Consider the following 23,010-nt stretch of genomic DNA (forward strand, 5'->3'; position numbering starts at 1 on the left):
TTCGAACCCCCTATGGGACGCCATTTATCTTTTGATGAAAAAGATAAAAATATTACTTGAATAGAGTAGGGTAATATTGAATGTGCGGGAATAGCTCAGTGGTAGAGCACAACCTTGCCAAGGTTGGGGTCGCGAGTTCGAGCCTCGTTTCCCGCTCCATTTGTCTTGATTCAATCGTATTGATGATGGGTGAATGAAATGTTTATAGTTTTTTCAAAACTAAATTGTGTCCCATTCGTCTAGAGGCCTAGGACACCGCCCTTTCACGGCGGTAACAGGGGTTCGAACCCCCTATGGGACGCCATTCTTTTTTACGCTATCATAGCTAACCTTCTTTTTGAGTTTTTAGCCATGACTTGGTTTGTCAATTACAGACTAGATTCTTCAGTTTCAATTGCTGACCGAGGCCTTACTTATGGCGATGGTGTATTTGAGACCATTCGCGTTATTCCCAATACTATTTTTCAACTTGATGATCACCTCTCTCGTCTTTATCGTGGCCTAATTAGGCTAGGTATGCCTCTTTCAGATAAACAAAAAAGCGAGCTTGTTGCTTTTTTATATTCGACAAGTTCAACTCTTATCAATGAAGAATCCGTGGTGAAAATAATAGTCACTCGGGGGGAAGGCGGACGAGGGTATTTGCCTCCTGAAAAAGCCATTCATTCAGTGATTATTGGCATTCTTCCAGCGCCAAATTATCAAATGCAACAAGATAAAGGTGTGTCTCTTTCTGTTTCCCCTATTCCAGTTAGTAATAATCGATTTCTATCAGGTATTAAGCATTTAAATCGTTTAGAAAATGTTATGGCTAAGCGATTCTTGGTGGCTCCTGATTTTGAAGCCATTATGCTGAATGAAGGCGATGAGCTGGTAGAATGTATTCAAAGCAATCTTTTTTGGTTTAAAAAAGGTGTCATTTACACGCCATCGCTTGAAAAATCAGGCGTGCAAGGGACTTATAGAAAAGCCATTATAGAAAATCAAACTCATTACTCTGTGCAAATTGGGCACTTTTTTCTGTCTGACATTATTAGTGCTGATGAAGTTTTTATAACGAATAGTTTGATGGGGGTTGTACCAGTGATTAACATAACGACTCGCACAGGTAAGCAATCTTTTCCTATCGGGGTTCATACTCGAAAGTTACAAATTTCAATGCAAGCTAAGGATCCGCATGGCGTTCATTAAGTGGTTTTACCGTGTTGCCTTTTTAGGTTTAACTCTGGCGGCGATTGTTGCAGGCTATTTTTATCATTCAATAACAACTCCGATGACGTTAGACGCGACTGAAACATTTGAGGTTCGAGCAGGTGATACGGCCTATAGCTTAGGCAGTGCATTGAATCAGAGAGGAATGATTGATTATCCGTTTTTAACCCGTATTGTCTCTAGACTTCACCCTGAATGGGTTCCAAAAGTCGGAAAGTATGCGATTAATCCAGATATGAACCTCTTAAATGCAATGGCGCTGTTTAACTCAGGTCAGTCTATTTTTTATTCCATTACTTTATTGGAAGGAAAGACAACACAAGAGTTTCTATTGACTATGGCGGAGAAGGGTAACATCACCATGACGTTGGCTGGATTGTCAAATGAAGAAATTGCGAAACGTACAGGGCTTGATATTTCTCACCCTGAAGGGCAGTTTTTTTCGAATACCTATCGTTATCATGAAGGTGATACAGACGTCAGCATACTTAAGCATGCTAATGAGTTACTGAAATCTACTCTCAATGAGCAGTGGAAAAATAAATCCGATAATCTCCCTTATAAGTCACCTTATGAAGCCTTGGTGATGGCATCTATTATCGAAAAAGAAACAGGTGTTGCTGAAGAGCGCTCATTAATTTCTCGTGTTTTTATTAGTCGTTTAGAAAAAGGTATGCGCCTACAAACCGACCCAACTGTAATTTATGGCTTAGGTGACTCGTTCACTGGGAATTTGACGCGTAAAGGTCTTCAAGATATGTCTCCTTATAATACTTATCGTTTTTATGGTTTACCGCCTACTCCTATAGCAAATGTTGGTAAAGAAGCGATAGAAGCAGCGCTTAATCCTGGAGAAACTAAGTCTTTGTATTTTGTTGCTAAGGGCGATGGGACACATGCTTTCTCTAATACATTAAGAGAGCATAATAATGCGGTAAGGAAATATCAGTTTAAACGTCGTGAAGATTACAGATCCACCCCTGAAGTTACGAAGTAGAGGAGTCAGCGTATGAAAGGTAAATTTATTTCGCTTGAGGGTGGAGAAGGCAGTGGTAAAACGACAGCGATTCATTTTATTCAAAAATGGCTAGAATCTCATAATATTCCTTATTTAATGACTCGTGAACCCGGTGGAACGCCGCTTTCTGAAGAAATTCGTCAGCTTATTTTGACGCCACGGGAAGAAACGGTAAATGATGTTACTGAATTGTTGCTCGTTTTTGCTGCAAGAGCTCAGCATTTATCTGAAAAAATTCAACCCGCTTTAGAAAAAGGCATCTGGGTCATCAGTGATCGTTTTTTAGATTCCAGTTATGTTTATCAGGGTAAGGCTCGTGGTGGTGATTTTGCCATGTTGGATCAATTGGCGACTTGGGTTGTTGGCGACAACAAACCAGATGCGACTTTGTTGTTGGATATTTCTGTTGAATTAGGTCAAGAGCGAGTCGTACAGCGCCAGCACCAAGACCGTTTAGATAAAGAATCTCTGTCGTTTCATCAAAAAGTCAGAGATGGCTTTCTTGAACGAGCAAATGCCGATCCAGAGCGTATAAAAATTGTCGATGCAAGCCTATCTTTAGAAGCCGTACAAAAGCAAATAGAAGAGCAATTATTACAACTTAATAATGCTTGGTCTGGTGATGTATAAATGACAAATATTGCGCCTTGGCTAATACCTTGCTTGCAGCAAGTGCAGGTTTTAAAGCAAACAAAAAGCTTATCACATGCGTTATTGATTACTGGTGCTGATGGTGTCGGACAAGAAGAACTCGCTCGTGAAATGGTGAAGGACTTGATGTGCGAAAAAGATCAGCCTGCAGCCTGTGGTGACTGTCATTCTTGTCATTTAATGCAGGCTGAAACTCATCCTGACTTTCGCGTTTTGGACGGTGAGGCGTCGAGCATTAAGGTTGATCAGGTACGTTTGCTGGTAAAGCAGATAAACCAAAAACCTCAGGTCGGGTATAACAAGGTCGTATTAATTACTCACGCCCAAGCGATGAACATCAATGCGGCTAATGCGGTTTTAAAAGCCCTTGAAGAACCATCAGATCGAACTTACTTTGTCTTAACCAGTTCTCAGTCAACTAGCTTGTTAGCAACCATTAGAAGCCGCTGTCTTCTCGTTAATGTGCCAACACCCAATTTAGATGAAGTAAAGCAATGGTTAACACATCAGGCTGATAGCCAAGAATTAAAAGATCTTTTTTGGTTAACGACTCAACCATTTCGTTTACTGTCACTTCAGAAACAAGGTAAAGCTAAGCTTTATGCTGATTTGCCAGCTCAGTTGAATTCCTTGTTACAGGGAACGATCTCGACACAAATAATGTTAAAAGGCTTGGATAGTAGTAATCTTGAAGATTACTGCAATGGTTTAGCCGCTATTTTGCATCAATGTATTTGTCATTCAACAGGCGATTCATTGGATAACGCATTACAAAATATCTATCCTACTTTGATTGTTCGCTTAGGGATTCAAGGTCTTATGATTCGTTATCAGGCATTACAAAAGCTTAAAGCAGACCTTCAAAAAACAAATTTAAACCCCATAATGCAACTCACACACGAATTGAATCAATGGTAAAACAACTATGTTAATTGATACACATTGCCATCTTGATATGTTGGACTTGGCACCGTACGACAATGACCTTAACGGCGCTATCGATGCGGCTTATCATCAAGGTGTTAGGCAACTTCTTAGTATTTCTGTTGATCTAAACAAAATGGGCACCATTTTAGCCCTTACCCAGCGCGATGGTGTTTACGCAAGTTGTGGTGTGCATCCATTAGAGAGTCAAGGGTTGATAACTGATGATTCATTGCTTCGAAAATACGCTCAAGAAAGTAAAGTAATTGCGATTGGTGAGACGGGACTCGACTACTTTTATGAAGCATCTGAAGAAGCTCATGACGCTCAAAAAATCAGCTTTATGCATCACTTACAAGCGGCTGGAGATTTAGGTTTACCTGTTATTGTTCATACACGCAGTGCGAAAGAAGATACCTTGGCTTTGATTAAGCAATACGGAAACTCCGATACAGCAGGTGTTTTGCATTGCTTTACTGAAGATTATGAGATGGCCAAAGCGGCGTTGGATGAAAATTATCTCATTTCAATTTCCGGTATAGTCACTTTTAAAGCAGCGGAAGAGCTAAAAGAAACTGTACGTAAGCTTCCTTTAGAGTCTCTTATAATTGAGACGGATTCTCCGTATCTTGCACCTGTTCCTTATCGCGGTAAAAAGAACGAACCTAAATATGTGTCTGAAGTGGCTCAATATGTGGCCGATTTAAAGGGAATTCGCTATGAGGCTTTATTAGAAGCGACCGCAGCAAATTTCCAGCGCGTTTTTTCAAAAGTGGACCCACAAAATCAACTTAAGCTTAAAACATGATTTATGAGTTAGGTCCACTGCAATGCCTTCACCTTGATTAAAGAATATTAATGATATTCTTTAATCAATCTAGTCGAAGTGAAATCAGAGTGTTAGTCTCAACGCATTGTATTTATTTAAATTTATTTGAGAGAAGAGACACTTCTTTCGCAAGCCTATTCATTAAGTGGCTTGTTAGACAAAAGGAATCCCATTGATGTCCAACATGGTTACCTCTCTACCATATCAGGCGCTTGCAGCAAAAGTACCTAGCGATCACCTTCCTTTCAATACATTAAATGATATTGAGCCTCTTAGCGGCATTTTAGGTCAAGAACGAGCGGTTGAAGCGATTCAATTTGGTGTTGCCATGCAGCGACCTGGCTACAATATCTTTGCGATGGGAGACTCGGGAACCGGACGTTCTTCTTATGTTTTGAATTATCTTAAAAGTGAAGCAAAGCGCCGTCCAGCACCTAATGAATGGGCTTATGTAAATAACTTTAATGAAAGCCATAGACCAAAAGCGATTGAGTTTGAACCTGGCTTAGCGTCTGAGTTTGAAAAAGAAATTCGTACCTTGATAGATGGTTTGATGACGACATTTCCTGCGGCATTTGAAAACCCTACTTATCAGCAACAGAAGAGCGTTATAGATCGCGCTTTTAATGAAAAGTACGAAGCCGCTATTAATAAAGTTGAGCGTGTATCAGGAAAAATTGGTGTCGCCATGTTCCGTGATGCTTCATCCGTTAGTTTTGCGCCAATGAAAGACGGAAAAGCATTAGAAGAGAACGAATTCGCAGCCTTGTCTGATGATGAGCGAGATGCTTTCCAAGAGGGTGTTTCGACACTGGAAGGTTTGCTGAATGAAGAATTACTCGGCTTGCCTCAATGGAAGCGCGCTACGTACGATCAAATTCGTCAATTGAATTTAGACACGGTAAAAGAAGCGCTCGATCCTTTGATGTCTGGGTTGTTTGAACAGTATCAAAACCATGCCGATGTTTTTAAACACCTTACCGAGTTGAGAGCGGATTTGGACAAAATCATCATAGACCAAATGGCTGATGATAAAGCGTCTGAGAATCGAGATGAAATTGGTCGTCGTCAATTCTATGAAGATTTATATTTGCCGAACATTGCTATTACTCACGAAATCGGCGGCGGTCAGCCTGTTGTTTATGAACCACATCCAACTTATCGCAATTTATTTGGTCAAGTCGAACACAGCAGCGATCAAGGTATGTTGGTCACCAGTTATCGTTTAATTCGCTCTGGTAGTTTGCATGCGGCAAATGGCGGTTATTTAATTCTTGATGCGGAAAAGCTGTTAACTGACCATTATTTATGGGAAGCACTTAAACGAGCATTGAAAAGTAAGACCTTAAAAATTGAGCATCCTTATGCAGATATGGGGTTAATGAATACCATGACGTTATCACCACAAGATTTGCCTTTACAGGTAAAAGTTGTGTTGATTGGTGCTCGTGATATCTATTATTTGCTTCAAGATGCAGATCCTGATTTTCAAGAAATGTTTCGTGTTTTAGTCGATTTTGATGACACTTTGAAGCGCTCAAAAGAATCTGAATTTTCATTTGCTCGCCTGATGAAAGATCGAGTGGATAAAGAAGAATACGCGAACGTGACTCGTGACGGTGTTGCAGCACTTATTGAGTACAGTAGTCGTTTAGCTGAGCACCAACGAGAAATGGCTGCAAAAATAGGCGATGTGTTTGAATTACTTGGTGAAGCTGACTTTGTCCGTCAAATGGCGAAAGAAAATGAAATTACGGCAGAGCACATTACTCGAGCACTTACTGCAAAGAAACATCGTACAGGTCGAGTCAGTGAAAAAATCATTGAAGAAATCATTGAAGGCACAGTGCTTTTGGAAAGCGAAGGTTTTGCGGTTGGTAAAATCAACGGTTTAACTGTTATGCAAATTGGCGATAGCAGTTTTGGTGCACCTGCTCGTATATCTACGACGGTTTATCCTGGTGGTAAAGGCATTATAGATATTGAGAGAGAATCAAACCTTGGTCAAAACATACACTCAAAAGGTGTTTTGATTCTGTCTGGTTACCTTGGAAATAAATATGCTCAGCGCTTCCCATTAGATATATCCGCGTCCATTGCGATGGAGCAAAGTTACGGTTATATCGATGGTGATAGTGCTTCTACTGCGGAATTATGTTGTTTATTGTCGGCTTTGATTCAAGTGCCGTTGCGCCAAGATCTTGCGATTACTGGTTCTTTGAATCAATACGGTGAAATTCAAGCTATTGGTGGTGTTAATGAAAAAATTGAAGGTTTTTTCAATGTTTGTAATGCACGAGGATTAACTGGTACGCAAGGCGTTATTATTCCTAAATCTAACGCGAATAACTTAATGTTAAACGATGACATCATCGAGGCTGTGAAAACAGGCATGTTTCATGTTTATGCTATTTCAACAGCAGACGAGGCTTTGCATTTGTTGACAGGAATTGAACCTGGTGTTGCAGATGAAGAGGGTGATTATCCTGAAAATACTTTGTCAGCAAGAGTCATTGAGCGCCTAGAAGAGATATCTAAACTGGGTGAGGAAGATGATGAAGAAGAGGAAGATTCCGAAGAAGCTCCGGAAACAGATAAATCCGAAGCAAGCAAAAAAGTAGAAAAATAGCCATAATCAATGATAAAGGCTAGGAATGACGCCCCTAGTGTTTGCCATTGGTTCTTTTGATTATTTCCGCTTTGCATTTAGAGTTGATTAGAGCGTAGACGGTGTAATATAGGCCGTCTGCTTTGACATAAACATAGCTGGCGACTTCTTTTCTTTTGCTTGGCAAATGCCTTTTTAGAATAAGTGCTCTTTTGAAAACCTTTCCTCCCATGAGTTTTTCAGCACTTTCATCGGACGCCATCTTTGCGTCAAAATCATTACACTCAGCAAAAGTTAAGTTGCTTACACTTAAACAAAGAGCCATCAATAAATAGCGTCTAAAATGAAAAATATTTTACTCCAGTGTATTCTGTTTTAAGTTTGTTGGATCGAGTTTGGGCTGCCTATATTAATTATGTACGCCTTACCCATAAATCAAACCTTTGAATAATACCATTTAAAATAAGTAAATCTAAGATGCATTGCTTGTAACCTGAAGGTGTTGTGATCAATTAAAAATCACTGCTACGATACTGATCTTAGCCTTTTTCGGATTTATCGGTAAGCCAAGTACAATGATTTTTCTGAAAGACTAAGGCATGGAGGATTTATTCGTGGTTTTCCTAGATGACCTAGCTCGAATTCGCTGTTACAATGCGCCCGATAAAGAGAGGATATTATGGCTCGTGCTAAAAAATCGCGCAGTATGCGTGGAAAACTTGGGAAAACTGGTTCAAAAGAGATGATGAAGGAGCAAAACAAAGCCCGTAAAGCTTCATCGACTCGTCGTTTTGCAACAAAAAAATCCAAGGAACGTAAAGAACAATCACATAAAAAACTTGAAAGATTAGGATTGCTTCCACCAAAATCGGAAGCGGGTCCAGCTGTAAGACCGCGTCGTTTTGTATTCGTTAAACCTGTTGATGAAAAAGAAGAGCAGGAAAAAGTACTTGCAGAGCAAGCAAGCAACACAGAAAGTGAAGATTTATCAGTTGATGAGTTGTTGTCTGCCTTTACAGAACAAAATTGATCAAATAAATGTAAAATAGAAAAGGCTGCATCTGCAGCCTTTTTTTATGTTGAAAAAACACCATACATAAAATATCTGTTAATACTGTTTAAGTCTGATTGACCAAATATAAGGTGATGAATTTGAAAGCCTCTGTTCCTATGTCAAGTGTCCGTTATCTTTTAAAAGCAGTGGAAGACCAAGGCTTAAATCGTCAAGCCGTACTTGAAAGCTTGGAAATAACACAGGATGAAATAGAGCAAAACGATTCATTTTCAGCCTACCGATACGGCATGCTTTATCAAAAAATCATGTGGTTAATGCAAGACGAATCTTTTGGTATGCTAAGTGGTGGCAAGGTGCCAAATGGTACTTTTCGAATGATGTGCCTTTGTATTATTCATGCGAAAAGTTTAGCTCATGCTCTATACCGTTGTAGTGATTTTTATGAAATTTGCCGAGGTCCAACGGTTAAGCCTGTGCTGATTAAAAAGGGTCGGTTTGCTTTGGTAACATTTGCGCCGATCGATGCATCAACCGGAGATGTCAATTCTCTAGTTACTCCAGAGTCTAAAGAACAGCTTAGAACCACGCTTTCAATGTGGCATCATTTCATTTGTTGGTTGATTGGCCGTCGTTTGAGTTTGAAGGCGGCGTACTTTACCAGTGAAAGGCCAGACGATGTGGAATACTACAAGACTCTTTTTCAATCAGAAGTGAAGTTCAACCAGCATGCCAACGCCTTGGTGTTTCCTGCTAATTATTTGGATATGCCGATTGTTCAAACAGAAGACAGTTTAAGAGGTTTCTTAAAAACAGCACCTTACCAATTAATGGTGATGGTTGAGAACGACAACAGCCTTAAATCACAAGTGATGGCGATGTTAGGTAAAGACTTCTCAAGAGAAATGCCCAGTGCTGAAGAAGTAGCAAGTGCACTTAATATGAGTGTCTCTACGTTACGTCGTCGTCTAAATGATGAAAAAACCTCTTACCAACACATTAAAGACGAATGTCGAAAAGAGGCCGCTATTACCTATATGAATGCGCCGAGACTCAGTATTAATGATATTGCTGCTTTGATGGGGTTTGATGAACCAAGTGCATTTTTCCGTTCTTTTAAAAAATGGACTGGTATAACGCCGGGTGAATATCGAAAAAGTGAGGAATATTTAAAATTCGGAAAATCGATAAAACGCCCATGATGTATAGGTTTTAGATTTATAAAATCAAGCCTTGATTGTTTTTGTTAGAAATATAGGCCTGAATTGTTATTGAGAGATTTGCTTTATTTTTCCATTCTATAGGTATACATCCGCTCGGATAATTAACCGGAGAATAAAAAATGAGCGAATACCAATATCCTGCTAATGATATCTTATTCAGTTTGTCCTCTGTTGCTCAAATGCAGCGACTTATCCCTTATTTAGACGATGCTATCGACAAAGACCTTTTAGAGGCCATTCTTGGTGAAGCTGGAAAGCTTGCCGAACACGTTATCGCACCTATCAACGGCAGTGGTGACAAAGAAGGGTCTCGGGTCGAGTCTGGTGAAGTTTACGAAGCGAAAGGCTTTAAAGAGGCATTTAAGGCGTATTCAGAAGGTGGTTGGATCGGACTTTCTGGCGATCCTCAATATGGTGGGCAAGGATTACCATCTTATATTGCCACAGCCGTTAATGAAGGGGTTCAAGCCGCTAACCTTGCTTTCTCTCTGTGCCCTTTACTAAGCTTAGGGGCGATTGAAGCTATCAGCCTTCATGCTAGTGATGAGTTGAAAAATCAATACCTACCAAAAATGTTAGCAGGTGAGTGGGCTGGAACCATGAACCTGACTGAATCTGCTGCAGGTTCTGATCTTGCCGCGATTGCCAGCAAAGCCATTCCTGATGGCGATGTATTTCGCATTAAAGGCCAAAAAATATTCATTACGTGGGGCGATCATCAAATGAGTGACAACATCATTCATTTGGTTCTGGCTCGACTACCGAATGCGCCTGAAGGTGTAAAAGGTATTTCACTGTTTATCGTTCCAAAATTTATTCTTGATGAGAAAGGTGAACCGTCTCAACGAAATGACGTTCAAGTGGTTTCTGTTGAACATAAGATGGGGATTCATGCTTCACCGACTTGCGTTATGAGCTTTGGTGATCAAGAAGGTGCTGTGGGTTATCTTGTTGGACAAGAAAACGAAGGCATCAAAGCCATGTTCACTATGATGAATAATGCTCGTCAGGGTGTTGGTCTACAAGGATTGGCTATTTCAGAACGTGCTTATCAACAAGCTTTGTCTTATGCGAAAGAACGTAAGCAAGGTATGAAAGCCGATAGGTCTGGAAGAGCGGTAATTATTGAGCACCCAGATGTGCTTCGTATGTTAATGACGATGAAATCACAAATCGATGCGATGCGTTCATTAGTTTATGTGGCTGCCGTCGAAAATGATTTGTCTCACTTTGCGACAGGTGAACAAAAACAAGAATCAATTGAAAGGACCGCTTTGTATACACCAATCGTTAAAGGATGGATCACTGAGCAGGCTCAAGAGGTTACCTCGTTGGCCATTCAGGTTCATGGTGGTATGGGTTTTATTGAAGAAACAGGTATTGCCCAACATGCTCGTGATGCTCGTATCCTTCCTATTTATGAAGGGACAAATGGCATACAAGCGATTGATCTGATTGGTAGGAAGCTCCATTCAGATAAAGGTAAAGCCATGACTTCTTTGCTTGCAGAAATTGAAGCGGAATTAACAGAATGGGAGCAGTCAAAAATCAGTGATCATACTGCACCAGTCAAGGCGATACTTGAGCAAGCAAAACTGGCAACTCAGTACTGTTTGTCATCCATGCAGGTTAACCCGGTTTTAGGTACGGGTTTGGCATATTCTTACATGATGCTAATGGGTTACTTAATTGGCGCTTGGCTACAATTACGAGCTTTACATGCTAGCAAGCAAGATGAAAATAATTTGGATGATGCTCAACAAAGATCTTGGTCGCAGTCCGTTTCATTTTATTGTGATCATGTTTTGCCTAGAGCTGTCGCGCATTTTCAGTCTATTGAGCGCGGTCAGTCATCTATAGATGATCTTGATGAAAGCAGTTTTAACAGATAAATAGAACAACACTTTATAAAAATAATAATGCCGTTTTCTAGGAGGCAGTATGACAGACAGAGAAGTAATGGAGTTTGATGTTGTGATCGTTGGTGGTGGTCCTGCAGGGTTGTCAGCAGCATGTCAAATCATGCAAAGAGCCAAAGCAGAAGACAAAGAAGTCAGCGTTTGTTTGGTTGAAAAAGGCTCTGAAATCGGCGCTCATATCTTATCGGGTGCCGTGGTTGATAAAAAAGCGCTAGCAGAACTATTCCCTGATTGGGAGGCAATGGGAGCACCGTTACATACATCCGTTAATGTTGATGAATTACATTGGTTAAATTCCGAAAGTGGCTCTAAACAACTGAGTAACTGGATGATTCCGAAAACGCTTCATAATGACGGCAACTATGTTATTAGCCTTGGTAATCTTTCTCGTTGGTTAGCCGAGCAAGCCGAAGAACTTGGCGTCGAAGTATTTCCTGGGTTTTCAGCAGCACATCTTGCTTATGACGAAAACGGTCAGGTTGAAGGTATCATTACTGGAGATATGGGACTGGCTGAAGACGGTTCGCAAAAAGACGGTTTCATGCAAGGTATGTTACTAAAAGCAAAATACACTATTTTTTCTGAAGGTTGTCGTGGTCATCTAGGTAAAGAGCTTATGGAACGCTTTGAGTTAGACAAAGGTAAAGCGCCACAACATTACGGTCTTGGAATCAAAGAATTATGGGACGTGCCAGAGTCTCAAAGTAAACCGGGTACTGTCATTCATACCGCAGGTTGGCCATTAGGCAAAGAAGCGGGCGGTGGCGGCTTTTTGTATCATCTAGAGAACAATCAAGTGGTTGTTGGCTTGATTGTCGACCTTAACTACAAAAACCCTCATCTTAGTCCGTATGATGAATTTCAACGTTATAAGCATCACCCAATCATTTCACAACATTTGAAAGGTGCAAAACGCGTTTCTTATGGTGCTCGTGCGATTGCTAAAGGTGGTTGGTCATCTCTGCCTAAAATGAGCTTCCCTGGTGGCTTAATTATTGGGTGTGATGCGGGAACCTTGAACCCAGCAAAAATCAAAGGCACTCATACGGCAATGAAAAGTGGCATGTTAGCGGCAGAAACTGTTTTCGATGCGCTACAAACAGAAATGTCGCCGGCAGAGTTAACTCACTTTGACGATGCATTACGTCATTCTTGGTTAGGTGAGGAGCTAGAACAAGCCCGTAACTTTGTTCCCGTGATGCATACATTAGGGACTTTCTGGGGTGGTGCATACAATTGGCTAGATCAAAATCTTTTCTCTGGTCGTTTACCTTTTACCTTTAATGATATGGAACCTGATTATGCTTGTTTGGAGTTGGCTGATGCCCATAAAGCACCAGAGTATAAAAAGCCAGATGGCTTGTTAAGCTTTGATAAATTGTCTTCTGTTTTTTTATCAAACACTAACCATGAAGAAGATCAGCCTTGTCATTTGCAATTGAAAGATGCAAATATTCCCATTCAAAGTAATTTAGTGAAATTTAATGAGCCCGCTCAACGTTACTGCCCGGCAGGAGTTTATGAAGTCGTGCAGGTGGAAGGTGAGTCTGTTTTTCAGATAAACTCTCAGAACTGTATTCATTGTAAAACTTGTGACATCAAAGACCCGGCTCAAAACATTACCTGGGTAACACCTGAAGGATCTGGAGGGCCGAACTACCCAAATATGTAAAAGCCATATTTTTTGTGGCTTTGGCTCCCTATGCAAAAAGTAGAAAAAACATAGAAATAATTCAAAATAGTATTGAAAACAAACAGGTCATTTATATGTGACTTGTTTGTTCACATTCATCACTGGATTTCAGAATTAGCCTGTTTAATAATGATACCCTACAAAAAGGGGAACACTATGCGTTTATGGGTTGATGCTGACGCCTGTCCTAATGTTATTAAAACCATTCTTTTTCGCGCAGCCGAACGGACAGAAATCCAATGTATTCTTGTCGCTAATCAAGCGATTTCAATTCCGCCATCTAAATGGATAGAGCGCAGAGTGGTTAGCTCTGGTTTTGATGTGGCTGATGATTATATTGTCGATAATATTGATTCTACTGATTTGGTTGTGACGGCAGATATTCCTTTGGCGTCTGATGTAATTGAAAAAGGCGCTTTGGCAATCAACCCTCGTGGTGAACTATATACCAAGGAAAACATTAAACAGCGCCTCGGTATGCGGGACTTTATGGAGCAGATGCGTTCTTCTGGTGTGCAAATGGGTGGGCCACCAACATTCAATCAACAAGATCGCATGGCGTTTGCTAATACATTAGATAAACTGTTAGCACAAAGAGCAAAATAGTCTTAATTATTAACTTTTGTTGTTGAGAAATCTGGAAAGTGTTTTTTGAATGCTTTCCAGATTATTCGACGTTTATTAGGTGAGTTCATATGAAAAAAATCGTGGTTGTTGGCGGCGGTGCAGGTGGCTTGGAATTGGTAACTAAATTAGGTCATGTGTTTGGTAAAAAACGCCAAGCAGAGATTGTACTTATTGATAGAAGCCAAACCCATATCTGGAAGCCTTTGTTACATGAAGTTGCAACCGGTTCTTTGGATATTAATAATGATGGGCTCAATTATCGAGCACATGCGGCTAAGCATCATTATCAGTTTCAATTGGGCACGTTAATGGGTGTTGATCCTGAAGCGAGAACGTTAACATTGGATGCTTTATCAGATGACATGGGGCATGTTGTTTTACCCGAGCGCACCATTGTCTATGACATCTTGATCATGGCAGTTGGCAGTGTCAGTAATGATTTTGGCACACCAGGTGTCGCTGATCATTGTTATTTCTTAGATTCACACAAACAAGCTGAACGTTTCCAGCAAGCCTTATTGAATCAATTTTTACGAGTTCACCAAGAAGGTGCTGATGCAAAATTGAAACTGGCGATTGTTGGAGGTGGCGCAACCGGTGTTGAACTGTCCGCTGAACTCTTCCATGTCGCTGATATGTTGAAAGCCTATGGCATGCCGGAAATGTCTGGAAAACGTGTTCATGTTCAATTGATTGAAGCTGGCCCTCGTATTCTGCCAGCATTACCAGAACGAATCGCTTTCTTAGCAACTAAAGAATTAAAACGTCTAGGTGTTACCGTCAGTCAAGATACGCGAGTAGTTCGAGCTTATGATGGTGGATTTGAAACGGCAGATGAAACAAATATTGATGCAGATCTTATGATTTGGGCTGCCGGTGTTAAAGCGCCAGATTTCGTTGCTAATATTAACGGGCTTGAAACTACGAAAAGTAATCAAGTTCTGGTTAAAGGGACATTGCAAACAACGACATTTGAAAATATTTATGTGATCGGTGATTGCTGTGCATGCAAACAAGCAAATGGTTCGTTTGTTCCTCCACGTGCTCAGTCAGCCCATCAGATGGCATCGTTGGTATTTGACAATATCAAAGCCTCTTTCTTGAGCGAACCATTGAAAGAATACACTTATAAAGATTATGGTTCTTTGGTGAATTTAAGCCGTTATAGCACTGTTGGTAATTTAATGGGGAATTTAATGGGGGGCTCTATGTTTATCGAAGGACGTATTGCTCGCTTTGTTTATGTTTCCTTGTATCGCCTTCACCTTATTGCTATTCATGGTTGGTTCAAAGCGACTGTTATTATGGCCGCTCAGAAGATTGGAAAAGTGGTTAAACCCAAATTAAAACTGCATTAATAGACCTCTAGTATTTTCCATCAGGAAACGCTTCATTAGGTAGTTGTTCATTAAGAATAGTGAAAAGCCGAGATTATCATCTCGGTTTTTTTTTGCTCTATTTTTATTTTAACTGCATCTAAGCTTGACCTATGTGTTACCAATAGGTTTTAAACTAACACTGTCATTTAGATATTTTAACGGTGAGCGTATGCGAGTAAGTGAACTGGCCAAAAGAGCCAAGGTAACACCTGAGACGGTTCGACACTATACAAGATTAGGACTAATTCATGCTCAACGCGACCCTAACAATGGTTATCAGTTGTATGACAAGTTGGGAGTACAAAGACTGAATTTTATTCGACAGGCTAGTGAACTAGGGTTTAGCTTAAAACAAATTGAAGAGATATTTGAGCAATCTGACAGTGGCGATTCACCCTGTCCATTGGTACGAGATTTATTGCAAAAAAAGGTTCCTGAAACCAAAGCAAAAATTGCGCAGTTACAAGCCCATCTTTTGAAAATGGAAGGTGCATTGAAAGCTTGGGAGGAAATGCCAGATGGTACGCCTGATGGACATTCTATCTGTTGCCTGATTGAAGATTGGGAAGAGAAAGAATCCGAGAGTAAATAGGAGGAGACTATGAATAGCCTAACTGAAAGGAAATTGAATGTAACAGGGATGTCTTGTCAAAAATGCGTTTCTAAAATACGTACATCGATTCAAGATAAGGATCAAAACGCTATTGTTTCAGGTGTGCCAAATGAAAATATACTAACTGTCACTTCTTTTCTTACTACTAAGGTAATTGAAGCTATTGTGATTGATGCCGGCTATAAGCCAGCATCAGCGCCCATTGATGATGAGCGCACTCAAAAAAAAGATTCAAACACAGTAAAAGCAACAAACCCTACCAATGAACAATCAAATATTAAGACAGAAGAGCACCAATATAAGTTGTCAATTACAGGCATGACTTGTGCGAGTTGTGTGAGTACGGTTCAAAAGGCATTAAGGAGTTCAAGCCAGGTTGTTTCTGCTGAAGTGAATTTCGCTAACCGCACTGCACACGTGGTTACGGAAGGTTCATTTGAGACTCTAATCGAAGCCGTAGCGAGTGCCGGCTATGAGGCCAGCTTGATTCTTGATGAAGAAAAAAGTGAAGCGAATCGTGAGAAAAAAGATTTAGAAGAATATCGTAATAAGATTCAGTCTTCTGTACTTGGTTTAGGTCTTGGTGTTCCTCTCATGCTCTATGGCTTGTTGGGCGGCGACATGATGGTGAGCTCGATCACTGATAGGTTTGTTTGGTTATTTGTCGGTCTTGTCACCTTCGCTATTATGGTGCGAGCCGGAAAACATTATTTCGTTGGCGCTTGGAAAGCATTCAAATCACATCAAGCTAATATGGATATGCTAATTGCATTGGGTACAGGTAGCGCTTGGTTTTATTCCATGTTGGTTTTGTTAACGCCTACCTTATTACCAGAAAGCGCACACCATCTTTATTTTGAAGCAAGTGTGATGATTATTGGTTTAATCAATCTTGGGCAAGCACTTGAACTGCGAGCTCGTCGTAAAACCAGCCAAGCATTGCATCGACTATTAGATCTACGCCCAAAGATGGCAACCTTAGTAAAAGGCAATTCCGAGTCTCGAATTAGTGTTTCTGACATTCAGGTAAATGATATTTTACGTGTTCGTTCAGGTGATAAAATTCCTGTGGATGGAGAGATTCTGGAAGGTAGTTCGACCGTAAATGAATCCATGTTAACAGGTGAAGCAAAACCGGTTAAAAAAACTCAAGGTGACGTTTTATCGGCAGGAACAGTAAACGGTCAAGGTAGTTTATTATTCAAAGCAACACGTATTGGTTCAGATACATTATTAGCTCAAATTATTACTATGGTGAGTAAGGCGCAAAACTCAAAACCACCCATCAGTGTTCTTGCAGACAAGGTGTCATCTGTCTTTGTACCGAGTGTTATTATCATCTCGATTCTAACAGCATTGGTTTGGTTTAATTTAGGAAGTGAGTTCGTTTATTCTTATATGTTGGTAACCAGTATTTCTGTACTGATTATTGCTTGTCCTTGTGCGTTAGGTTTGGCTACACCAATATCGACCATGATAGGCATAGGTAAAGCAGCAGAATACGGTGGTCTGATTCGAAATGGCGAAGCATTGCAAAGAGCCAGCGAATTGACTGTCATTTTGTTAGATAAAACAGGAACAATAACGGAAGGTAAACCTAAAGTTGTTAAACAAATCCTGACTAAGAGCATACTAGATGAGCAAGATCATCCAAATAATAAAAATAAATTCTTAGCGCAAATTGTTCACTCACTTGAGTCTCGTGCGAATCATCCATTAGCGGATGCACTTTTAGAACACAGTAAGGTATTTCTTGAAAGTAATGAAACTCTTCCACTTGATGAATTTGAATCATTAGTGGGGTTAGGTGTTAGAGGAAGCTATCAAGGTAGTAACTATTACTTAGGCAATGAACGCTTAATGAAAGAAAAGGGTGTCTCTATCGAAATGGATGGCACTGAGGGTTTAGAGTACGCCAATGCCACACGTGTTTATTTAGCAGAGGAAAAAAATTCAAATGAAGCCGATTTGATTGGTGTTTTTTATATTGAAGACCCGATTAAAAAAGACATAAAAGCGGCTATATCAAGCTTTAAAGAACAAGGTATGAGGGTTGTTATGCTCACCGGAGATAATCCTCAGACTGCGAAGTCTGTCGCCAATGACGTTGGTATTGATGATTACCATGCGCAGTTGATGCCAGAAGATAAACTGAATTGGGTAAAACAACTTCAAAATCAAGGTGAGGTTGTCGGGATGATTGGTGATGGTATTAATGATGCTCCGGCTTTGGCTCAAGCCGATGTTGGTTTTGCCATGGGGGCTGGAACCGATGTCGCAATGGAAAGTGCTGACATTACTTTGATTCATAATGATTTGAAAGGTGTCGCCGACGTTATTCAAATTAGTAAGGCGACCTTAAATAATATCAAGCAAAATTTATGGGGGGCATTTGCCTACAATGGCTTAGGGATCCCTATTGCTGCAGGTATTTTATTTCCTTTTACAGGTTGGTTATTGAGCCCTATTGTTGCTGGAGCGGCTATGTCTTTATCTTCAATTACAGTCGTAATGAATGCCAATCGATTGAGACTATTCCGTATTTCAGTCCCTAAAAACACCATTGATGAAGAGGAGGTTTAAGTATGTTGATTAACCTTTTAGGTTTAGCGGCCATTGCTTTTGTTATTTATTGGTTTTGGCTGCCTATTCACCGTAAAAGAAATAGTCAAAAATCTAAGTAAATTATTTCATATGGGTGTTTTTTGAGAAAGTAATTGCTATTTAAGTGTTGTATTATACTGCCATTAAAAAACGAGCTAAGAGGATACTCTTGGCTCGTTTTGTTTTAGTAATTTTGTATTCGTCAATTATGACGTTGCCTTCCTACCGCGATACTTTAACCAAATATTGGAGTTTTTATGCTTGCTTATCAGTGGGGCGTTTTTGCTATTGCCCTTGGAACCTTTGGTATCGGTACTACCGAGTTTATGCCAATGGGTTTGCTTCCTGTCATCGCTGAAGGTGTAGGTGCATCGATTCCGGCTGCAGGTTTATTAATAAGTGCCTACGCAATTGGTGTCATGATCGGTGCACCTTTAATTACCTTGTATTTAACCAAGTACAGCCATAAGACGTCTTTATTGGCTCTTATGGTTGTTTTCGTATTGGGCAATGTGCTTTCTGCTTTGGCGGTTAATTACGAGACATTGCTTGTGTCTCGAATAATCACAAGTTTGTCTCATGGTGCTTTCTTTGGTATTGGTGCTGTGGTTGCTATGAACTTAGCGCCTTATCATAAGAAAGGCTCTGCCGTAGCGTCTATATTTCTAGGATTAACCATTGCCAATATTATTGGTGTCCCTATCACTACATGGTTAGGACAAACATTTGATTGGCGAATCTCATTTGCTGTAACTGCATTGCTAGGGTTAGTCGCTATATTAGGTATTAGCCGAAACCTTCCAACTATGCCTAGAACTGAGAAACCTAACGTTAGAAGTGAGCTTAAAACTATCATGCAGCCTGCCGCATTGCGTGCATTTGCAACAACGGTAATGTGTGCCAGTTCAATGTTTACACTTTATACCTATATTACGCCGATAATGCAGACTCTGGCTCAAGCATCAGATAATGCTGTTGCCATCATGCTGATGTTAACCGGAATAGGGTTCACGTTAGGTAACTATATTAGTGGCAAGGTAACGGATAAATCACCAGATATGGCATTGTTTGTTTTCCTAGGCTTACAGGTGTTAGTACTACTTGTGTTTCGTTTTACATCGACTACGGTTGTCGGTGCTGGAATAACCATTTTGCTATGGGGAACCGTTATTTTTGGTAGTGGTCCACCGTTACAGATGCAGGTAATGAAAATTGCAGAAAAAGCACCAGGTTTAGCGTCTTCAATTAACATAGGCGCTTTCAACTTAGGTAATGCTATTGGTGCTGCGTTGGGGGGATTGGTTATAAGTATTGGTTTTAGTTTTGATTGGATTCCAACGTTTGCTGCTTTGCTATCTTTCCTAGCTTTGGTCATGGTATGGCTCAATCGTCAAAAATCAAAGAGTAAAGATATCCGTTAAAGTTGGCCTTTTGTGTTACAAAATTATTATAATTGTATTAACTTCTTAATATTAAAGCTTTTTAAGCTAGATTATAGGTGAATTGATTTGAGCATACTGAAAAAAAACGTCTTAAGACTGAATAGACTTATCCTATTTTTAGCGATTACAGTGACTATTCTGACGTTTGCCAACAGCCTTTATTCGAATTATGAAGTACAAAAGGAACAATTGGTTTTGCAAGCGTTGGAGGTTAACCGCGCATATGCCAGTAAGCTTTCGGATACGACTGAGGTGTTTCTAGCTTCATCTCAACAGCAGCTATCTTATACGAGCAGCCTTTTATCAAATAAAATGGGTGATGAAGCATTTTTGAAGGAAGAAGTTGACAGGCTTAGACTTCAAACAAACAGTTTCAATTCTGTTGTTATAACGGATGATACAGGTATTGCCAAAGCGGTCTCTCCGGAAACAACTGGGTTGCTAGGTCGACAACTTAAATCTGTTGGTAGTTTAGAAGCGCTTGAGGAAAAAAGATCCTTAATTAGTAAGCCTTTTATCTCGACAATAAAAAATCTCCTTGTCTTTATCTCCACTCCAATATTTGATCCTAAAAACAACTATGTAGGCTTTGTTGGTGGAACAATTTATCTAAAAAAACCTAACATCCTTAGTAAAATACTAGGCCAACATTATTACGAAAATGGCTCCTATATTTATGTAGTCGATAAGCAAAAACAAATTTTGTACCATCCAGACATCGATAGAATAGGTGATTATGTTACCAATAATGACGGTATTGATGAAATCATCATGAGCCAAGAAGGCGGCATAGTACTTAATAATAGTTATGGCAAAAATATGTTGGCTGGTTATGCAAATATTCCCAGTACTGATTGGATTATCATTACTCAAAGTCCTCTTAATGTAACGTTAATTCCATTAACTGGCATAATGGAAAAAGTTATTTTACGCACGATGCCCATGGTAATAGGTGTTTTCATCTTTATTTGGTTCTTTGCCCGCGCTATTTCTCGTCCTCTTCAACTCTTGGCTGAAAAGGCAAAATCACTTGATAACCCAGAAGTTAACGAAGAAATTGAAAAAATAAATTCTTGGTATGCTGAGAGCTTAAGTCTTAAAAAGGCTATTTTGAGTGGTGTGAAATTGTTGCATAACCAAATAGGGCAGCTACAGCGAGATTCGGAAACTGATCCATTAACAGGTGCAAATAACCGACGAGCATTTCAGGTAAAACTTAAAAAACTCGTTTTATTGGAACAACCCTTTTCTATACTTTCTCTTGATATAGACTACTTCAAACAAGTTAATGACAATTATGGGCATAATGTTGGTGATGAAGTTTTAAAACAACAGACTCAGTTAATACATCGCTTTTGTCGAGACGGTGATATGGTCGCTCGGACAGGTGGTGAAGAATTTATTTTATTGTTAAAGGATGTCGAGTTAAATGATGCTTATTTAGTTGCTGAAAGATTACGCATTGCGACTGAACAAGAAGTATTTGATACGGTTGGCCATATTACCGTGTCTATTGGTGTTGCTGCTTGGTCAAAAAATTCAGTCTCTATTGATGAAATGCTGTCATCGGCCGATAAAGCACTTTATGAAGCCAAAGGGCAAGGCCGTAACCGCTGCATAATAGCAACGCCGGACATTACTAAATAATTTCTAATTATTTGAATTTCAAAAAAAACACCAAGTTGTTAATTTGGTGTTTTTTTATGTTTGAAATTTACTTTTACATGCTACATTGACTAATCATTTAGCAATAATTTTGCCTGTTCAAAAACAATAGGGCGACCTTCTGAGGTCGTTGATGTTACTGTCATTTTTGCATTTAGCATAAGTTGTTCATCACGAACACGATGAACTGTTTGATGAAACACTATCTTTAATCTAGAAGTCTTTTCAGTACGGGTTTGAATATAAAAAGCGTCACCACTTTTTAGCGAGCGCTTATAATCTAATTCGGCTTTAATGAGGACAAGATGTATGCCTTGGTGCGTAATTTCGGCAAAATCTAGGCCTTTCGTTTTTATAAACTGATGGCGGGCATGTTCTAAATAGTTTTGATACACGGCGTTATTCACTATGCCTTGCATATCACATTCATAATCTCGTACTTCAAAAAACGTACAATTCAACGATGCTTTATTATCTTCCATTACATAACCTTAACTTGTTGTCTGTGACTATTTCTATAAAGCGAGAATATGAGTCCAGGAACAACTCGAATGTTAAAAGTTTTCTTATGAAGAGCAGCATTGGTTTTTACCTGATCGCTTGGCGTAGAGTAAAAAATGTTGTGCTTTTTTGATCAATTGATTTGGGCTTTCATCGCCAATCAAAGTCGTAACCCCAATTGAAACAGTCACTTGTGGAAGTAGAACTTTTGTATTTTTATAACGTATTTTTTGAGTCTCTATTTCATTTCGTAATAACTCGGCGAATTTTACTGCCACGGCTATTTCGGTTTCACTAAGCAATATTGCAAAACGGCCACCATTTATACGACCAATAGAGGCTTTTTCAGGTAACAGTCTAAACAGTAATTTAGCAATGTAACGAATCAATGATGTGCCTACATTTTTTCCGTATTCATTATTGATCACACTTAAATCATCGATATCGATTAAGATCAAAGATAAGTCATCTTCAGCATAAGGTGTTAAAGAAAGTAAAGCGTGCTCGAAGCCTTTTTCGTTCGCAAGTAATGTCAAAGGATCAATTTCAGAGGCTTTGTTAGCATCTGATAACCCTTCTCTTAGTTTTGCTATTTCTTCTTGTGCGCGTAGTAAAGACTGACTGTAGTGTTCAATGATTTGATTCGTTTTAAGCGTTCTTAATTCTAGCTGTGAGGTTAGTTTTTCCAACTGATCAGGCGTTTTAATATCTTTCAAAGCTTCTTTTGTATTTCGTAAGGCTTCATGAAAAGTATGAATCTCATTAGAAGCTGTTGATGTTTCAGACTCTAAATTATCGGTAAGCTCTTTTAAAACTGGGCCTTGTTGATAAGCGTATTGAAATTCTTTTGGTAATAAGAACTCATTAAACAGCTCTTGAGATACAAATGCAGGTAAGCTTCCAAAACGACGTAAAGTTCGATCTACGACTCGATTCAGCTTTGGTGTTCTATTTGATGTGTATTCATACCAAATACCATAGTTGTATGGCGTCGGTGGAATATCTAACTTTTCCATTAATGGAATCGCTAAGCGCATGAGTTCATTCGCTTGTGTGACGCTATGTTGAAACATCTAAAGAGCCTCTATTG

18 protein-coding genes and 2 tRNA genes are annotated in these 23,010 nt (G+C 39.6%); 18 read left to right on the top strand and 2 right to left on the bottom strand.

The window, feature by feature from the left end:
• Window positions 1-84: 84 nt before the first annotated feature.
• The 18 genes from MUS1_RS04715 (at window position 85) to MUS1_RS04805 (ending at window position 21,401) form a co-directional block, all read left to right on the top strand.
• A tRNA-Gly gene (locus MUS1_RS04715) sits at window positions 85-159 on the top strand.
• A 69-nt stretch (window positions 160-228) separates the two neighbouring features.
• Window positions 229-304, top strand: a tRNA-Glu gene (locus MUS1_RS04720).
• Between the two features lie 47 nt (window positions 305-351).
• Window positions 352-1,191 (top strand): aminodeoxychorismate lyase, encoded by an 840-nt coding sequence (gene pabC, locus MUS1_RS04725; protein ID WP_036160088.1) that lies wholly within the window; start codon window positions 352-354, stop codon window positions 1,189-1,191.
• Window positions 1,178-2,209, top strand: coding sequence for an endolytic transglycosylase MltG (gene mltG, locus MUS1_RS04730; RefSeq protein WP_051436111.1), 1,032 nt, complete (start codon window positions 1,178-1,180; stop codon window positions 2,207-2,209). The genes pabC and mltG overlap by 14 nt, the downstream gene beginning before the upstream one ends.
• Before the next feature lie 12 nt (window positions 2,210-2,221).
• Window positions 2,222-2,860 carry a dTMP kinase gene (gene tmk / locus MUS1_RS04735; RefSeq protein ID WP_036159765.1) on the top strand — a complete coding sequence of 213 codons (639 nt, stop codon included), beginning with the start codon at window positions 2,222-2,224 and terminating at the stop codon, window positions 2,858-2,860.
• Window positions 2,861-3,799, top strand: a complete 939-nt coding sequence (gene holB, locus MUS1_RS04740; RefSeq protein WP_036159767.1) for a DNA polymerase III subunit delta' — start codon at window positions 2,861-2,863, stop codon at window positions 3,797-3,799.
• Between the two features lie 7 nt (window positions 3,800-3,806).
• A complete protein-coding gene (locus MUS1_RS04745; RefSeq protein WP_036159770.1) occupies window positions 3,807-4,613 on the top strand; it encodes a TatD family hydrolase in 807 nt (268 codons plus the stop codon).
• Window positions 4,614-4,809: 196 nt separating this feature from the next.
• Entirely contained in the window at window positions 4,810-7,263 is a 2,454-nt protein-coding gene (locus tag MUS1_RS04750) for a Lon protease family protein (RefSeq protein ID WP_036159772.1), read from the top strand.
• 658 nt (window positions 7,264-7,921) lie between these two features.
• Window positions 7,922-8,272, top strand: a complete 351-nt coding sequence (locus tag MUS1_RS04760; protein WP_036159776.1) for a hypothetical protein — start codon at window positions 7,922-7,924, stop codon at window positions 8,270-8,272.
• A 116-nt stretch (window positions 8,273-8,388) separates the two neighbouring features.
• The gene (locus tag MUS1_RS04765) at window positions 8,389-9,456 is read left to right on the top strand and encodes an AraC family transcriptional regulator (protein WP_036159777.1); all 1,068 of its coding nucleotides are present in this window, start codon (window positions 8,389-8,391) and stop codon (window positions 9,454-9,456) included.
• 140 nt (window positions 9,457-9,596) lie between these two features.
• Complete coding sequence (locus MUS1_RS04770) at window positions 9,597-11,369, top strand: acyl-CoA dehydrogenase family protein (RefSeq protein WP_036159778.1); 1,773 nt, start codon at window positions 9,597-9,599, stop codon at window positions 11,367-11,369.
• A 49-nt stretch (window positions 11,370-11,418) separates the two neighbouring features.
• Window positions 11,419-13,068: an electron transfer flavoprotein-ubiquinone oxidoreductase gene (locus tag MUS1_RS04775; protein ID WP_036159779.1), complete on the top strand. Its 1,650-nt coding sequence runs from the start codon at window positions 11,419-11,421 to the stop codon at window positions 13,066-13,068.
• Between the two features lie 177 nt (window positions 13,069-13,245).
• On the top strand, window positions 13,246-13,695 hold the full coding sequence (locus tag MUS1_RS04780; protein WP_036159781.1) for a YaiI/YqxD family protein: 450 nt from the start codon (window positions 13,246-13,248) through the stop codon (window positions 13,693-13,695).
• 89 nt (window positions 13,696-13,784) lie between these two features.
• Entirely contained in the window at window positions 13,785-15,074 is a 1,290-nt protein-coding gene (locus MUS1_RS04785) for an NAD(P)/FAD-dependent oxidoreductase (RefSeq protein WP_036159783.1), read from the top strand.
• 190 nt (window positions 15,075-15,264) lie between these two features.
• Window positions 15,265-15,687 (top strand): MerR family transcriptional regulator, encoded by a 423-nt coding sequence (locus MUS1_RS04790; RefSeq protein ID WP_036159784.1) that lies wholly within the window; start codon window positions 15,265-15,267, stop codon window positions 15,685-15,687.
• Window positions 15,688-15,696: 9 nt separating this feature from the next.
• Entirely contained in the window at window positions 15,697-18,291 is a 2,595-nt protein-coding gene (locus MUS1_RS04795) for a heavy metal translocating P-type ATPase (RefSeq protein ID WP_036159786.1), read from the top strand.
• Window positions 18,292-18,569: 278 nt separating this feature from the next.
• Window positions 18,570-19,733 (top strand): MFS transporter, encoded by a 1,164-nt coding sequence (locus MUS1_RS04800; RefSeq protein WP_036159787.1) that lies wholly within the window; start codon window positions 18,570-18,572, stop codon window positions 19,731-19,733.
• 333 nt (window positions 19,734-20,066) lie between these two features.
• Window positions 20,067-21,401: a sensor domain-containing diguanylate cyclase gene (locus tag MUS1_RS04805; RefSeq protein ID WP_425411733.1), complete on the top strand. Its 1,335-nt coding sequence runs from the start codon at window positions 20,067-20,069 to the stop codon at window positions 21,399-21,401.
• Window positions 21,402-21,490: 89 nt separating this feature from the next.
• On the opposite strand, the gene MUS1_RS04810 is transcribed toward MUS1_RS04805, so the two are convergent.
• The gene (locus MUS1_RS04810) at window positions 21,491-21,901 is read right to left on the bottom strand and encodes an acyl-CoA thioesterase (protein ID WP_211236429.1); all 411 of its coding nucleotides are present in this window, start codon (window positions 21,899-21,901) and stop codon (window positions 21,491-21,493) included.
• An 84-nt stretch (window positions 21,902-21,985) separates the two neighbouring features.
• Complete coding sequence (locus MUS1_RS04815; protein WP_036159788.1) at window positions 21,986-22,993, bottom strand: GGDEF domain-containing protein; 1,008 nt, start codon at window positions 22,991-22,993, stop codon at window positions 21,986-21,988.
• Between the last annotated feature and the right edge of the window lie 17 nt (window positions 22,994-23,010).

Source organism: Marinomonas ushuaiensis DSM 15871, from assembly GCF_000521805.1.
In the GTDB taxonomy this organism is placed as follows: Bacteria; Pseudomonadota; Gammaproteobacteria; order Pseudomonadales; family Marinomonadaceae; genus Marinomonas; species Marinomonas ushuaiensis.